General features: G+C 68.1%; 13 protein-coding genes. 2 read left to right on the top strand and 11 right to left on the bottom strand.

The window, feature by feature from the left end; all coding sequences use genetic code 11:
* Positions 1–64: 64 nt before the first annotated feature.
* The 4 genes from D7Y61_RS15350 to D7Y61_RS15365 all read right to left on the bottom strand — a co-directional run bounded on the left by D7Y61_RS15350 (position 65) and on the right by D7Y61_RS15365 (position 2,360).
* Positions 65–571, bottom strand: a complete 507-nt coding sequence (locus D7Y61_RS15350) for a hypothetical protein (RefSeq protein ID WP_180867434.1) — start codon at positions 569–571, stop codon at positions 65–67.
* A 96-nt stretch (positions 572–667) separates the two neighbouring features.
* Complete coding sequence (locus tag D7Y61_RS15355; RefSeq protein ID WP_180867436.1) at positions 668–892, bottom strand: hypothetical protein; 225 nt, start codon at positions 890–892, stop codon at positions 668–670.
* Complete coding sequence (locus tag D7Y61_RS15360) at positions 889–1,590, bottom strand: glutamine amidotransferase (protein WP_180867439.1); 702 nt, start codon at positions 1,588–1,590, stop codon at positions 889–891. Before D7Y61_RS15360 ends, D7Y61_RS15355 begins: the two co-directional genes overlap by 4 nt.
* Positions 1,587–2,360 (bottom strand): YggS family pyridoxal phosphate-dependent enzyme, encoded by a 774-nt coding sequence (locus D7Y61_RS15365; protein WP_180867442.1) that lies wholly within the window; start codon positions 2,358–2,360, stop codon positions 1,587–1,589. Before D7Y61_RS15365 ends, D7Y61_RS15360 begins: the two co-directional genes overlap by 4 nt.
* Positions 2,361–2,436: 76 nt before the next feature.
* Here D7Y61_RS15365 and ptsJ point away from each other — a divergent pair, with 76 nt between their 5' ends.
* Positions 2,437–3,723: a transcriptional regulator PtsJ gene (gene ptsJ, locus D7Y61_RS15370; protein ID WP_180867445.1), complete on the top strand. Its 1,287-nt coding sequence runs from the start codon at positions 2,437–2,439 to the stop codon at positions 3,721–3,723.
* 32 nt (positions 3,724–3,755) lie between these two features.
* Here ptsJ and D7Y61_RS15375 read toward each other — a convergent pair whose 3' ends face one another.
* The 7 genes from D7Y61_RS15375 to D7Y61_RS15405 all read right to left on the bottom strand — a co-directional run bounded on the left by D7Y61_RS15375 (position 3,756) and on the right by D7Y61_RS15405 (position 12,577).
* Positions 3,756–4,262, bottom strand: a complete 507-nt coding sequence (locus D7Y61_RS15375) for a hypothetical protein (protein ID WP_180867447.1) — start codon at positions 4,260–4,262, stop codon at positions 3,756–3,758.
* Positions 4,263–4,489: 227 nt separating this feature from the next.
* A complete protein-coding gene (locus D7Y61_RS15380) occupies positions 4,490–7,600 on the bottom strand; it encodes an error-prone DNA polymerase (RefSeq protein WP_180867450.1) in 3,111 nt (1,036 codons plus the stop codon).
* A gap of 6 nt (positions 7,601–7,606) precedes the next feature.
* Positions 7,607–9,016 carry a Y-family DNA polymerase gene (locus D7Y61_RS15385; protein ID WP_180867453.1) on the bottom strand — a complete coding sequence of 470 codons (1,410 nt, stop codon included), beginning with the start codon at positions 9,014–9,016 and terminating at the stop codon, positions 7,607–7,609.
* Positions 9,017–9,025: 9 nt separating this feature from the next.
* Complete coding sequence (gene imuA, locus D7Y61_RS15390; protein WP_180867455.1) at positions 9,026–9,640, bottom strand: translesion DNA synthesis-associated protein ImuA; 615 nt, start codon at positions 9,638–9,640, stop codon at positions 9,026–9,028.
* Between the two features lie 245 nt (positions 9,641–9,885).
* Complete coding sequence (locus D7Y61_RS15395; protein ID WP_180867458.1) at positions 9,886–10,893, bottom strand: cyclase family protein; 1,008 nt, start codon at positions 10,891–10,893, stop codon at positions 9,886–9,888.
* 35 nt (positions 10,894–10,928) lie between these two features.
* Complete coding sequence (locus D7Y61_RS15400; protein WP_180867461.1) at positions 10,929–11,579, bottom strand: DsbA family oxidoreductase; 651 nt, start codon at positions 11,577–11,579, stop codon at positions 10,929–10,931.
* Positions 11,580–11,671: 92 nt separating this feature from the next.
* A complete protein-coding gene (locus D7Y61_RS15405; RefSeq protein ID WP_180867463.1) occupies positions 11,672–12,577 on the bottom strand; it encodes a LysR family transcriptional regulator in 906 nt (301 codons plus the stop codon).
* 174 nt (positions 12,578–12,751) lie between these two features.
* Between D7Y61_RS15405 and D7Y61_RS15410 the strand changes: the two genes are divergently transcribed.
* Positions 12,752–13,642: a sterol desaturase family protein gene (locus tag D7Y61_RS15410; RefSeq protein ID WP_180867466.1), complete on the top strand. Its 891-nt coding sequence runs from the start codon at positions 12,752–12,754 to the stop codon at positions 13,640–13,642.
* Positions 13,643–13,650 lie beyond the last annotated feature (8 nt).

Raw genomic sequence — 13,650 nt, forward strand, 5'->3', positions numbered from 1 at the left:
CCTGAAGGAATGCGTCAGCCTATGGCGGGTGGTGCAGCGCGCCGCTGCAGGCCAGGGGCCGGCCTTACCGGGCCAGGTAGTCGCAGTGGATCTGAAGTGATTCGGTCGGGTTGTGATGCAGTTGGAAGCCGCAGTGCTGCAGGCTGTGCTTCACCAGTGCGATCGCCTCGGCATGGCGGTTGACACGGTGGGCCTGCCAGCGGGGAGGCGTGAACACGCCCAGCGGCAACAGCCTCAGGCGCTGCCCCCGCAGCATCAGCGAGACATCGACATGGCGGCCATCGATGTCGTGTCCGTTGGCACCGAAGATGGCATCGACCTCATCGCGGCGCTGCGGGTAGCAGGCGCGGAACACGGCGATGCCGAGCCGCCGCACTGCGCGGCGGAAGGCGCCGAGGGGGCTGTGGCGGGATTCAAAGCCGCGCGTGACCAGCAGGCGCAGTTCGGTGGGCAGCAATGCCTGCGTGTCGAGCAGGCTTTGCAGGACCTCTGCTTCCATCTGGACGTGGTTGGAGGGCCAGCGTGGGGCGACAAGCAGCCCGTGGTGGTTGCCGCGTTGCAGGGTCAACATGCGTGAAGCTTCGCATGCCGGAATGCCGTCGGGTAGTGCCGGCCGCTGGCCGGCAGATCCGGATGCCGGCCATCAGCCGGCACTACCATCTTCGGGTCAGATGTCGCGGTATTGGATCTGCAAGGCCAGCACGCGCAGACCGTCGGCATTGCTGGACAGGATGCGCTCTTCGCCGACACCTTTCTGCCGCTTCAACTGGAATCCTTGAGTGGCAGGCAGCTGCGCGGCGATGCTGTCCATGCGCTGCAGTGCATCGGGGCCGCTGCAGTCGAAGTGGCCCCAGTAGGCGCCATTGCGGTGGACCTGCAATCGATAGTTCATCGTGGTGTCTCCGGAAGATCGTGAAGCCAGTGGTCGAACATCGCCGTGGCGGCCGCAGCCAGGGGGGCGCCATAGCGGCGTGCCTGGGTGCGCAGGTCATTGGGATTGATGCCGGCCTGGGCCAGCTCCAGCGTGTGGCCAATCAGCCAGCGCTCGAACTGGCGGGCATCCAGTTCCGGATGGCATTGCAGTGCCAGTGCGTGGTGGCCGATGGCAAAGGCCTGGTGGCGGCAGGCCGGCGTGCTGGCCAGGCGGCGGGCATTGACTGGAAGTTCGAACGCTTCGCCGTGCCAGTGCAGCACCGGAATGCCCTGCAGTGCCTGCAGCGGTGAGCGCTGGCCCTCATCGGTGAGCAGCAGCGGCGCGAAACCGATCTCCTTGCCGCCACTGGGCGCGACGCTGGCGCCCAGCGCACGTGCCATCAGCTGTGCGCCGAGGCAGATGCCAAGGGTGGGGCGCTGCTGCTGCAACCGCCGCTGCAGCAGCGCGATGCTGTCGTTGAGGAACGGGTAGAGATCGACATCATTGACGCTGATCGGCCCCCCCAGCACCACCAGCAGGTCAGCTACTCCGGCCGGGTCGAGCGCGTCTACACCGGCCTGCAGCACCTGTAGTTGCCAGCCCTGGGCCAGCAGCAGCGGTTGCAGGGTGCCAAGGTCTTCGAAACCAACGTGTTGCAGGACAACCGCGTGTTTCATGCCGGAACTCCACTGTTGGGCCAGTAGAAGCTGTCCGGGGTGGCGCGGGCGCCGAAAATGGCCTGGCCGACGCGGACCACGGTGGCACCTTCCTCGATGGCCACTTCGAAATCACCGGACATGCCCATCGACAGCTGCGACAGGTCAAGGCCGGGCGGGGCGGTGCGTTGCAGCTGGTCGCGCAGTTCGCGCAGGCGCACGAAGCAGGCGCGCACGCGCTCGACGTCGGGGGTGAAGATGGCCAGGGTCATCAGGCCGCGCACGTGCAGGCGATCGAAGGCCGGCAGCTGCTGCACGAAGGCCTCGACCGCGTCGGGTTCCAGTCCGTACTTGCTCGGCTCGGCCGAGGTGTTGACCTGCACGAACACATCCAGCGTGCGGTCTTCCAGTTGCAGGCGCTGCTGCAGGGCCTCGGCCACGCGCAGGCTGTCCAGCGCCTGGAACTCGCTGGCAAAGCGCGCCACGTAGCGCGCCTTGTTGGTCTGCAGATGGCCGATCACCGACCAGTGCACGCCCAGGTCGGCCATCGTTTCGGCCTTGCGTTGTGCTTCCTGCACCTTGTTCTCGCCCAGTTCGTGGCAGCCTGCGGCCACCGCCATGCGGATGCGGGCGTCATCGACGGTCTTGCTGACCGGCAGCAGGCGCACGCTGGCCGGGTCCCGGCCAACGCGGGCGCAGGCATCGGCGATGCGTTGGCGCACCGTGACCAGGTTGGCGGCGATCTGTTCAACGGACTGGGCGACGGGCCAGTCGGCAGCGGCAAGGGGCATGCGGGCACCTCCAATGCAGGATGGCCAGGGTGGGATACACTGGCACAGGACAAGAAATATTTTGGCATAGGACAAAATGAAAATCACCGGACATAGCGCCGAGTCGATCTTCGACAGCATCCGTGATGGCATCGGCAAGGGCCGCCTGCCGGCCGGCAGCGTGCTGCCGCCGGTGCGTGAACTGGCCGAGCAGCTGGGCGTGAACCGCAATACGGTGGCCGCTGCCTACAAGCGCCTGGATGCGGCGGGCCTGGCCAGCACGGCGGGCCGCCGTGGCACGGTGGTGCGCGGTTTGCCGCCGACATTGGCGCGCGAGGGCAGTACGCCGGGGCTGGCGCTGCAGGACCTGGCCGGTGGAAATCCGGATCCGCGCCTGCTGCCGAACCTGCGTCTGGCCCCGGCCGCACCACGGCTGTATGGCGTGGGCACGGTCGACCCGAGGTTGCAGGCGCTGGCGCGCGCCTCGCTGGATGCGGACTGCCCGGAGGGCTATGCGTTGGAGCTGACCCATGGCGCAGTTGATGGCATCGAGCGCCTGCTGGCGGCGTGGTTGCTGCCAGGAGACCGCATCGCGGTGGAGGATCCATGCTTCCTCGGCAGCCTCAATGTGCTCAATGCTGTGGGCCACGCGCCGTTGCCGGTGGCGGTGGACGCGCATGGCATGCAGGTCGGTTCGCTGCGGCAGGCGCTGGAGGCGGGCGCACGTGCGGTGCTGCTGACCCCGCGTGCGCACAACCCGACCGGGGCCAGCCTGGATGCGAAGCGGGCGCGAGCGTTGCGGCAGTTGCTGGCGGCCTATCCGCAGGTGGCGGTGCTGATCGACGATCATTACGCACTGCTCTCGCAGCAGGCCTACCACTCGGCACTGCCGCTGGATGGCCGGCGCTGGGCGCTGCTGCGTTCGTTGTCCAAGCCACTGGGTCCGGACCTGCGGCTGGCCTGGCTGGGCTGCGATGAGGAGACCGCATCGCGGTTGCGGCTGCGATTGGCGTCCGGCACCGGCTGGGTCAGCCACCTGCTGCAGGATGCAGCGACTTCGGTGCTGGCGTCGGCGACGCAGCGGGCGAAGATCGCTTCGGCGGGGGAGCGCTATCAGCAGCGGCTGCAGTCGCTGCAGGAACTGCTGCGCGCGCGTGGCATGCTGACGCCGCTGCCGATGGAAGGATTGAACCTGTGGCTGCCGTTGCAGGCCGACAGCCATCCGCAGGTGCTGGCGCTGGCTTCGCGCGGATGGCATGTGCGCGCGGGCGAAGTGTTCGCGGTGGCGGCGCCGGGGCATGGTCTGCGCATCACCTGCGCCGCACTGGGGGCGGCGCAGGTGCGGCAATTGGCCGATGACCTGGCGGCGGTGTGCGGGGTATAGCGTCGAGCAGGGCCCGACGCTACAGAAGCAGATCAGGGCGCGGCGTTGGCACCGGGGCGGACGTAGTAGGACTGGCCACTGTCATCGACAAACATCAGCTCCGGCTTGCCCTGCCAGGACGTGAGCATGGCACCGGTGTTGTTCTGGTGCTTGACCATCAGGCTGGCGCCGCGGTCCGGGTTGGCGACGACCTTGAATACTTCGGTTGTGCCGGTGGCGTCGTCCAGGGTCAGCAGCGCTTCGCCACCCCGGTCGCTGGTGCCATAGCCACCACGTTCGGAACCGTCCGGGCCGAGCAGGATCAGGCCGGACAGCGCGGTGGCGCGTGGTCCCTGGGGGCGGCCTTGGCTGAGCGGATCAGGAACCGGTGCGCCGAGGATCACCCGCGGTTGGCCATTGCCATCGTGGATGACCAGGCCGCGTGCCTCGATGATGCGCTGTGGCGATTGGCTGCGATGCAGGCTCCAGGCGGTCCAGCCGGAAACAAGCAGGGCAAGGGTCGAGACCACCAGGGTGGTCAACAGCAGTGCACGGGGCATCGGATCGTCCTTCCTTGGATGTGCCGACGATAGCGGATGCAAAAGGGGATGGATAGAGCCGGCCGGGTAGAGTCGACTGTTAGTCGACTTGCGCGCGTCAGCGCGGGAATTTCCGCGACCTGATCGAACAGCAGTCGACTAACAGTCGACTCTACCCAATCGCCATCACCCGAACGCCATCACCCAGTAGCCATCACCCAGTAGCCGTTACGTCGTCCTTCCCGGTATCAGTGGAAATCGCGACTGTGGCTGCGCAGTCCCTGCAGCAGTTCATCCAGGCAGTGCATGCGCTGCACGATGACGTGCTGCACGCCATCGACGCGTTCCAGGCGGCCATCGATCTGCATCAGCTGGGTATCGACCAGCACCCGGTGCTGGCGATCAGCCAGGTGCCGCCAGACCACGGCGTTGACCATGCCGGTCTCGTCCTCGAGCGTGAGGAAGGTGACGCCACTGGCGGTCTGCGGGCGCTGGCGCATGCGCACCAGGCCGGCGATGCGCACGCGCCGGCCATGGCCGTGGGCCGCCAGTTGTGCGGCATCCAGGCAGCCACGGCTGCGCAGTTGCGCACGCAGGAACGAGATCGGGTGGCGGCCCAGCGTGGTGCCGGTGCTGCGGTAATCGGCCTGCATGTCTTCCCAGGCGCTGGGCAGGGGCAGCGCCACGCGGGCTTCGGCGGTGGCGCGGGCCTGGTCGAACAGCGGCAGCCGGTTCTCCACGCCGGAGATATCCCAGCGTGCACGATGGCGATGGCCGCTGAGCCCACGCAGCGCCCCGGCATCGGCCAGCAGGCCCTGCTGGCGGCGGTCCAGGGCGGTGCGCTGGCACAGGTCACCCACATCGTCGAACGGGCGCCGCGCACGTTCGCGCATGATGGCCTGCACGGCGGGCTCGTTGCAGCCATCGACCAGGCGCAGGCCGAGCCGGATCGCGGCCGGCCCCTTGCTGAAATCCAGCGTGCAGTCCCAGTCGCTGTGGCGCACGTCCACCGGCAACACGCGGATGCCATGCCGGCGCGCATCCTGCAGCAGCTGGTCGGGGCTGTAGAAACCCAATGGCTGGCTGTTGATCAGGCTGGCGGTGAACGCGGCCGGGTGATGGCACTTCAGCCAGCAACTGTTATAGGTCAGCAGGGCGAAGCTGGCGGCGTGACTTTCCGGAAAACCGTAGTCACCGAAGCCCTTGATCTGTTCGAACAGGTGCTCGCCGTACTCGCGGCTGAAGCCGTTCTTCAGCATGCCGGCCAGCAGCTTCTCGCGATGCGGTTCCAGGCCGCCACGGCGCTTCCACGCCGCCATCGAGCGGCGCAGGGCATCGGCCTGACCCGGCGTGTAGCCGGCCGCTTCCACCGCCAACTGCATGACCTGTTCCTGGAACAGTGGCACGCCGAGGGTGCGCGCGAACACGCGTTCCAGCCGCGCTGGATAGAGTGGATTGTCTGGATCGTTCAACGCGTCAGGACCCTGCTCGCGCAGGATCCTTCGCCGTTCCAGGTAGGGGTGCACCATGTCACCCTGGATCGGGCCAGGGCGCACGATCGCCACTTCGATCACCAGGTCGTAGAAGGTGCGCGGCTGCAGGCGCGGCAGCATCGCCATCTGCGCGCGCGACTCGATCTGGAATACGCCGATGGTGTCGGCGGCGCAGATCATGTCGTAGGTCTTCGTATCCTTGGGAGGAATCGCATCCATGCGTCCTTCGTGCAGGCCATGCTGCTGCAGCATCGCCAGGCACTTGCGGATGGCGGTGAGCATGCCCAGTGCCAGGCAGTCGACCTTCATCAGGCCGGTGGCATCCAGGTCGTCCTTGTCCCATTGGATGACGGTGCGGTCGGCCATCGCCGCGTTTTCCACCGGTACCAGCGTCGACAGCGGGTGCTCGGAGATCACGAAACCGCCCGGATGCTGCGACAGGTGGCGCGGGAAGTCGATCAGCTCGGCGGTCAGTGCCAGCAGCCGCCGCATCAACGGCGTGTCCGGATCGAAACCACGTTCGCGCAGGGTCTCCGGCAGCGGTACGTGGCCGCCCCAGTGGTCCATCGCCGCGCCCAGTTCGTTCACCTGGTCCATGGGTAGGCCAAGCGCACGGGCCACGTCGCGGATCGCGCTGCGGCCGCGGTAGCTGATCGCCACCGCGGTCAGCGCAGCACGTTCGCGGCCATAGCGCTTGAACACGTACTGCAGCACCTCCTCGCGACGCTCGTGCTCGAAATCGATATCGATATCCGGTGGCTCGTCACGCTCGGCGGAGATGAAACGCTCGAACAGCAGATTGCTGCGCGCCGGGTCGATCTCGGTCACGCCCAGCACGAAGCACACCGCCGAGTTGGCAGCCGAGCCACGGCCCTGGCAGAGGATGCCCTGGCTGCGCGCGAAGCGCACGATGTCCTGCACGGTGAGGAAGTAGGAGGCGTAGTTCTTCTGCTTGATCAGCGCAAGTTCGTGTTCTATCTGCGTGCGTTGTGCTGGTTTGATGCCGTCTTTCCAGCGCCACGGGATGCCGCGCTCGACCAGCACGCGCAGCCAGCTGTCCGGATCATGCCCTTCGGGCACCAGCTCACGCGGATAGGTGTACTGCAGCTGCTCCAGCGTGAAGTGGCAGCGCTCGGCGATGCGCAGGGTCTCGGCCAACAGTTCGGTGGGATACAGTTGGGCCAGCGCGCTGCGCGGGCGCAGGTGGCGTTCGCCGTTGGGGAACAGGCGCCAACCGGCTTCGGCCACGCTGCAGCGGTGGCGGATCGCGGTCAGCGTGTCCTGCAGGGCACGGCGGCGACGCACGTGCATGTGTACATCGCCACTGGCCACCAGTGGCAGGCGATGGCGTTCGCCGAAGGCCTGCAGCTGCTGCAGGCGGCGTGTGTCGTCGTGTTCGTGGTGCAGTTCCACCGCCAGCCACAGGCGATCATCGAAGCCGGCGCGCAGCAGTTCCAGGTCGGTGGCGGCCGGTTGCCGGTCCAGCCACAGGCACAGTAGGCTGTCGGGCAGGCCGAGCAGGTCCTCGCGCAGGCAACGGTACTCGCCTTTGGCCGCGCGCCGCCGGCAGGTGGTGATCAATTGGCACAGCCCGGCATAGGCGGCCTGATCGGTACACAGCAGTACCAGTTTCGGCCCATCCTCGACCTGGAATTCTGCGCCGACGATCAGCGCCACGCCATGCGTCTTCGCGGCCTGCCAGGCGCGCACGATGCCGGCCAGCGAGCATTCGTCGGTGATCGCCAGCGCGCGGTAGCCCTGGCCGGCAGCGCGCGCGAACAACTCTTCGGCGATCGAAGCACCGCGCTGGAAACTGAAGGCCGACAGACAGTGCAGTTCGGCGTAGCCGGGCAGTCCGCTGTGCATGGCGGCTCAACCGAACCAGCCGTGCAGCATCCACGGTGCATGCGGATCGTTGCGCTCACGGAACGCCCAGCCGCGCTGGCCGTGTGCGGTTTCCACCACGTAGTAGTCGCGCCGTGCATCGGCCTGGTCCCACCAGCCTGATTCGATCCGCTCCGGCCCGGCGATGATGCGCAGGCGCGGATCACGCAGCGGTTGCGGCGTGTCCAACAGCCAGCCGGGACGCAGCGGCCAGCAAGCCGGTGGCTTGGCCGGCGGCTGGCTGCCACTGGCGCGTTCAGGGCGATGGTCGGCCTGCACCGCCAGCGGCTGCACGGCGTCATCGCCCAGCCGCGCGCGCAGGCGCTCGCGCAGCTGGTTCCAGGGCATCGCCTGCGCCGGCCGGGTATCGAACAGGTCGCGCGCGGCGGGCACGAACGGCGGCAGCTGCTCGGCCTGCAGGCGCAGTGCACGGCTGCCGGTGGGCAGGGCGAAGGCCTCCATGCGGTTTCGCGCGATCTCGAACAGCAGTGCGGGATCGCGTTCGGGGGCCAGCAGGCCGATGGTCAGTACACTGGCCGGCAACAGGTCATGCTCGAAATGCAGGTCGAAGCGTTGCACGCCGCCATCGCGCGAGCACAGGAAGGCGGCCAGGTCCAGCAACAGGCGGCGCAGCGGGAACAACAGGGCCTGGCTGGATTCGATCTCGTACTCGAATTCGATGCGCGCATCGAAACGGTCCGGTGGCTGGTAGTAGCGCAGTGGCGCGGTGGGCAGGCCACGCAATGCATCCAGCTGCTGCAGCACCTCGGGCGCAAAGCGCCGGGCCAGGCTGTCGCGCGGCAGCTCGAGCACCGCGCCCAGCGTGCGCAGGCCGGAGCGGCCCAGTACGGTCACCGCTTCGCTGGGCAGGCCACAGCGCGGCAGGGGCAGCTGTGCCAGTGCCGCCGGCAGCTGCTGCGCATCGATGCCGAGGCCATCGTGGACGTTGGCCAGCACGCGCGCGGCATGCGCGGTGGGTGCGGCCACCAGGCGATGGCGGAAACCCAGTTCATGCAGTTCGTTGCGCAGGCGCTTTTCGATCGTCAGCCAGTCGCCGAACAGGGCGCGGCTGGCGCCGATCTCCAGCACCAGCGCATGTGGGAAATCGAGGCTGACCTGCGAGCTGTAGGCGTAGGCCCAGCTGGCCAGCAGCTGCCGGGTGTGCTGTTCGGTGTTCGGGTCGTAGTCGTGCAGGTGCATGTCCCGCACCAGCACCTGCGCGGCTGACAGCAGCATGCCCGGGCGCAGGCCCACCGCGCGCGCGGCCGGACTGACCGCGCGCAGCACGCGGCGCTGCGTAGGCCCCTGTAACAGCACCAGTGGCCGCTGCGGGTCCGGCTGCAGGCGCAGCACGCTGTCCAGCGCCAGCTGCGGCAACAACAGGCAGGCCCAGTGCATGGCGCGGCCTCAGTGGGCGATGGCCAGCGGCAACGGCTGCGCCGGCGGCAGGCCGCCACGGCACTTCAGCACCTGCACCTGGCCGTGGTCGAGCTGCAGGCGCAGGCTGGCCGGGGATGGATTGCGCGCTGCCTGCGCCTCGCGGAACACGAAGCCCAGGCACTGGCCGCTGTCGGCAGCCACCTGCAGGCGGCGCAGTGAGCGGTCGTCGGCCTGGTGTGGCCAGCACAGTACCGCCGCGCAGGCGGCCGAGCGCAGGCACTGTTCGGCAGCCCACAACGCCTGCTTCGGCGCGGCGTGGATGATCTGCAGCTGGGCCAGGTCCAGCCCGGCTGCAGCCCAGGCCGGGGCATGCGGGCGGTAGGGCGGGGCGACCAGCACGATCGGGCGGTCGCGCTGGCTCAGCTTCGCCAGCGCCGGCCAGACCAGGGCCAGCTCGCCCACGCCGGGCGCGACCTGCAGCACCTCGCACAGCCCGCTGGCCGGCCAGCCACCGCCGGGCAGGCGTGCGTCCAGTGCCGGGTGACCGCTGGCCAGGTGGTCGCTGGCCGGTCCCTGGCGAGCCGGGCCGCGCCACAGCTGGCGGCCGTCAAGCAGCCGGTCGAGGGCGACGACGGCACCCATCAGCCGGTCCTCCAGGGGAGGCGCCGGGTGGGCTGGAAGCGGCAGGAACGGGCGGAAACGGCGGGCATGGCGCGAGTATCGACGGGCCGGTATCAGGGGCTGAGACCGCACATGCTACTCGCCTTGTGAGTAGAATTACTAATGAAATCGGAGGATCGGATTTCAGGTTGCTGAAGGGGGGAGGGGTGCCGATCAAGGTCGGCACCCACCCGGCATGGCCCGGCGCTACCCGGGTATGCCCCCGGTTACGGGCGGACCGGCAACGCGACCGGGCGCAGCGGTGCGGCATCGCCGCCGCGGATCTTCAGCGGGCCGCCGATGAAGGCGAACTCGTAGACCTTGTCGCGGGCCAGTTCGTCCAGCGCCACCAGCTCGATGATCGGCGCACCCTGCTGGGCCAGCAGGTAGGTGTGCAGCGGCACGTAGTCGTCGGACACCTCCGAGGGGAAGGTCTCGAAGCTGAGGTTGTCGGCACCGACGATCATCGCGCCGCTGTCCTCGACCAGGAAGCGGGCCGCGTCCAGGCCCATGCCCGGCGGGTTGGCCATGTACGCCTTGGGCTGCTCGAACAGGCGCATGCGGCCGGTGCGGATCAGCACCACGTCGCCCTGCTGCAGTTTCACCTTCTGGCGTGCCAGCGCATCCTTCAGGTCCTGGCGGGTGACGCGGTAGCTGTCCGGCAGCATGTCCACGCCCTTGGCGCCGGCCACGTCGATCAGCACGCCGCGCGCGATCAGCGGCGGGAATTTCTCGATGCCGGTGACATTCCAGCCACGGTCACCGAGGTGCTTGTCGGCCTCGAAGCCGTTCCAGATCTTCCCGTGGATGCCGAAGTGGTTCAGCGCATCGATGTGGGTGCCGGTGTGGCTGTACATCGAGAACGCGGTGCCGGTATAGCTGCGGGTGAGGTTCATGGTCTCGCCCACGCCCATCGGATCATCCATCACTGTGCCGCGCGGGGTGTGGGTCATCCAGAACTGGTAGTGCGGGTCGCCGGCGTCCTGCCAGCTGGGCATGCCAACGTAGTACTCGGTGGCCAGGTCATAGGCCTTGCCGCCGCTGACCCGCGACAGGATCGCCGCGCGCGAGGCTTCGGTGATCAGGTTGAGGCGGCCGATCTCATCCTTCGGCCCCCAGGGGCTGGTACCGACCTGCTGGCCGGAGGGAACGCGTTCGTGTGCGGAAACGGCGGTGGAAGCGCCAGCACTGGCCAGCAGCAGGGCCAGTGCGGTGGCCAGGGTACGTGGTGTCATGGGAAATCTCCTTGCAGGGTGGGGGATGGCGCGGCTCAGGCCGCGACCAGAGGCGCCAGGGCCTGGCGCAGTTGTGGCAGCGGCAGGGTCTGCAGGCGCAGGCCGTTGCCGCTGATCACGGTGGGAATGGAACGGATGCCGAGGGCGGCGGCTTCGGCGCGATCGGCCTGCACGCGCTGGCGCGCTGCGTCGCTGTGCATGTGGTCAGCGAAGGCGCCACGTGGATGCCCCAGCGATTCAGCGATATCGAGCAGTACTTCGGCATCGCCGATGTTGCGGTGCTGGTGCAGGTGTGCCCACTGCACGGCATCGAACATCGCGCCATGGGCGTCGTTGCCGCCAATCAAGCCTGCGGCCTGGCAGGCCAGTGCGCCCAGCCAGCCGGAGGGATACTCGAAGTCCTGTGCACGCATGCCCTCGATATCGATGCGCGCGGTGTCTTCATGCGCTGCACAGTCGGTCCAGTGGCGCAGGATGATCGCCTTGGCGCGCGCCATCGAGCCGAACACCTCGATCATCTGCGCGCGCGAGTCCTGCAGCACGAAGCTGCGGTGGCGCACCTGGATGCCGAGTTCGGCCGAGACCTGCTGCAGGCGGGGCGCCAGCACGAAGCACCAGCCGCAGACCACGTCGTGGAAGAAATCGACCACCGGCGCGGCGGTGGCGGGGGAAGGAACGGAAGACATCTGCCTGCCATCGGTGAGAGGGGAGGCGGCAGAGTAGGCAGCGCGGCGCGTCTGAAACAGCGCGCCGCGGGCAGCTCAGTTTTCGCTGGCGGTTACGAATCCAGGCCCGCGCAGCCGGGCAGCTCGGCGTGCAGGAAATCGATGAAGGCACGCACCTTGGGCTGCAGGTGGCGCGAGGTGGGGTAGACCGCATGCACGAAACGTGGCGGATAGCGGTGGTCGGGCAGCACCTGCTGCAGTTCGCCACGGGCCAGTGCCGGTGCCGCCAGGAACGAGGGCAGGGCGCCGATGCCCATGCCGGCCACCAGCAGGTCGCGCAGCAGCAGGCTGTTGTTGACGGTCACGCGCGCCGGCAGGGTGATGGTGACCTGGCCATCGGGGCCGAGCAGCGGCCAGCTGCCGGGTGAATCGGACAGGCTGTAGGCCAGCACGCTGTGCGCCTGCAGATCGTCCACCGCCTGCGGTGCCGGATGCTGCTGCAGGTAGGACGGGGCTGCACACAGTACCTGCTGCAGCGAGGCCAGGCGCCGCGCCACCAATCGCGAGTCGTCCAGCTCGGCACGCAGCCGCAGCGATACATCGAAGCCATCGCCGACCGCATCGAGCAGACGGTCTTCCATCACCAGGTCCAGCGACAGCTGCGGATGCTGCTGCAGGAAACGTGGCAGCAGCGGTGACAGCGTGCTCAGCGCGAACGACTGCGGCGCATTGACGCGCAGGCGCCCGGCCACCTCACCACGCTGTTCGGCGATGCCACGTTCCAATGCGTCCAGCTCGTCGAGCAGGCGGCAGCATTCGCGGTAGTACGCATGGCCGGTTTCGGTCAGGCTCATCCGCCGCGTGGTCCGCTGCAGCAGTACCACGCCCAGATGGGTTTCCAGCGTGCGCAGCTGCTTGCTCAGCCCGGCCGGCGACATCCCCAGGTCTTCGGCGGCACGGGCGAGCCCGCCACGTTCGACGATGCGGCGAAAGGCGCGCATCAGGTTGAAGGAGTCCATGCCGGTCCCAGGCGCGATGAGAGCGTCATTGTAGATCCACGCAATGCGTGGATGCAGGAAATGCGGTGTCGACCAGGATCGGCATCTGCCAGCGGCACGCGATTGCGCCGTTTGTTCAAGCCGGCAGCCCACACGCAGCGCCAGCATGCAGGCCCCTCACTTCCCGGGTTGCCCATGAAACACTGGATCCTGCGCCTGTATGCCCCGTTGTTCCTGCTTGGTTTTGTTTCCGCCGCCATCGCCTGGGTGGGTCACCGCCACGGTGAGCCGCTGTGGCTGCTGGCCCTGCTGGCGGTCGCCATCGCGGGCTCGTTCGCCGCCGAGCGTGCCTGGCCGTATGACCCGGCGTTCAACCATGACCATGGCGACAGCGTGCGGGACACCCTGCATGCGCTGGTCAACGAAGGCCTGAACCTGCTGTCGATCGCCGCAGTGCCGCTGCTGGCGGCGATCATCCCGTGGCAGGTGTGGCCCGTGCAGTGGCCATTCGCGGTGCAGGTGCTGGTTGCCATCATCGCTGCCGATCTCGGCATCACCCTGGTGCACTACGCAAGCCATCGCATTGGCTGGTTGTGGCGCCTGCATGCCGTGCATCACAGCGTGACCCGCATGTATGGCTTCAACGGGCTGATGAAACACCCACTGCACCAGGCTGCCGAAGCGGTGGGCGGTGTACTGCCGCTGCTGCTGTTGGGCCTGCCGATGCCGGTGGCTGCGGTGCTGGCCTTCGCCATTGCCATCCAGCTGCTGCTGCAGCACTCCAACGTGGACATGCGTCCCGGCGTGCTGGGCCGGGTGATGGCGTGGGCACCGCTGCACCGTTTCCATCACATGCGTTACGGCACCGCCGGCGACGTCAACTTCGGCCTGTTCCTGACCGTCTGGGATCACCTGCTGGGGACCGCCTTCGATGCGCCGGGCTATCGGCTGCGGCAGCACGACCTCGGCATCGGCAGCCAACCGGATTATCCGCGCGATTACTCCGGGCAGCTGCTGGCGCCTTTCCGCGAACTGCCGCATGGCGAGGTGCCGGAATTGCCCGAAGGCCTGCGCAGGCGCGGATGATCGGCCGT

It is taken from the genome of Stenotrophomonas maltophilia (assembly GCF_013464485.1).
Taxonomy (GTDB): Bacteria; Pseudomonadota; Gammaproteobacteria; order Xanthomonadales; family Xanthomonadaceae; genus Stenotrophomonas; species Stenotrophomonas maltophilia_AW.

Bases quoted from the DNA above. Each gene is read 5' to 3' on its own strand.
- D7Y61_RS15350 (WP_180867434.1), bottom strand. From the start codon at position 571: ATGTTGACCCTGCAACGCGGCAACCACCACGGGCTGCTTGTCGCCCCA.
- D7Y61_RS15355 (WP_180867436.1), bottom strand. From the start codon at position 892: ATGAACTATCGATTGCAGGTCCACCGCAATGGCGCCTACTGGGGCCAC.
- D7Y61_RS15360 (WP_180867439.1), bottom strand. From the start codon at position 1,590: ATGAAACACGCGGTTGTCCTGCAACACGTTGGTTTCGAAGACCTTGGC.
- D7Y61_RS15365 (WP_180867442.1), bottom strand. From the start codon at position 2,360: ATGCCCCTTGCCGCTGCCGACTGGCCCGTCGCCCAGTCCGTTGAACAG.
- ptsJ (WP_180867445.1), top strand. From the start codon at position 2,437: ATGAAAATCACCGGACATAGCGCCGAGTCGATCTTCGACAGCATCCGT.
- D7Y61_RS15375 (WP_180867447.1), bottom strand. From the start codon at position 4,262: ATGCCCCGTGCACTGCTGTTGACCACCCTGGTGGTCTCGACCCTTGCC.
- D7Y61_RS15380 (WP_180867450.1), bottom strand. From the start codon at position 7,600: ATGCACAGCGGACTGCCCGGCTACGCCGAACTGCACTGTCTGTCGGCC.
- D7Y61_RS15385 (WP_180867453.1), bottom strand. From the start codon at position 9,016: ATGCACTGGGCCTGCCTGTTGTTGCCGCAGCTGGCGCTGGACAGCGTG.
- imuA (WP_180867455.1), bottom strand. From the start codon at position 9,640: ATGGGTGCCGTCGTCGCCCTCGACCGGCTGCTTGACGGCCGCCAGCTG.
- D7Y61_RS15395 (WP_180867458.1), bottom strand. From the start codon at position 10,893: ATGACACCACGTACCCTGGCCACCGCACTGGCCCTGCTGCTGGCCAGT.
- D7Y61_RS15400 (WP_180867461.1), bottom strand. From the start codon at position 11,579: ATGTCTTCCGTTCCTTCCCCCGCCACCGCCGCGCCGGTGGTCGATTTC.
- D7Y61_RS15405 (WP_180867463.1), bottom strand. From the start codon at position 12,577: ATGGACTCCTTCAACCTGATGCGCGCCTTTCGCCGCATCGTCGAACGT.
- D7Y61_RS15410 (WP_180867466.1), top strand. From the start codon at position 12,752: ATGAAACACTGGATCCTGCGCCTGTATGCCCCGTTGTTCCTGCTTGGT.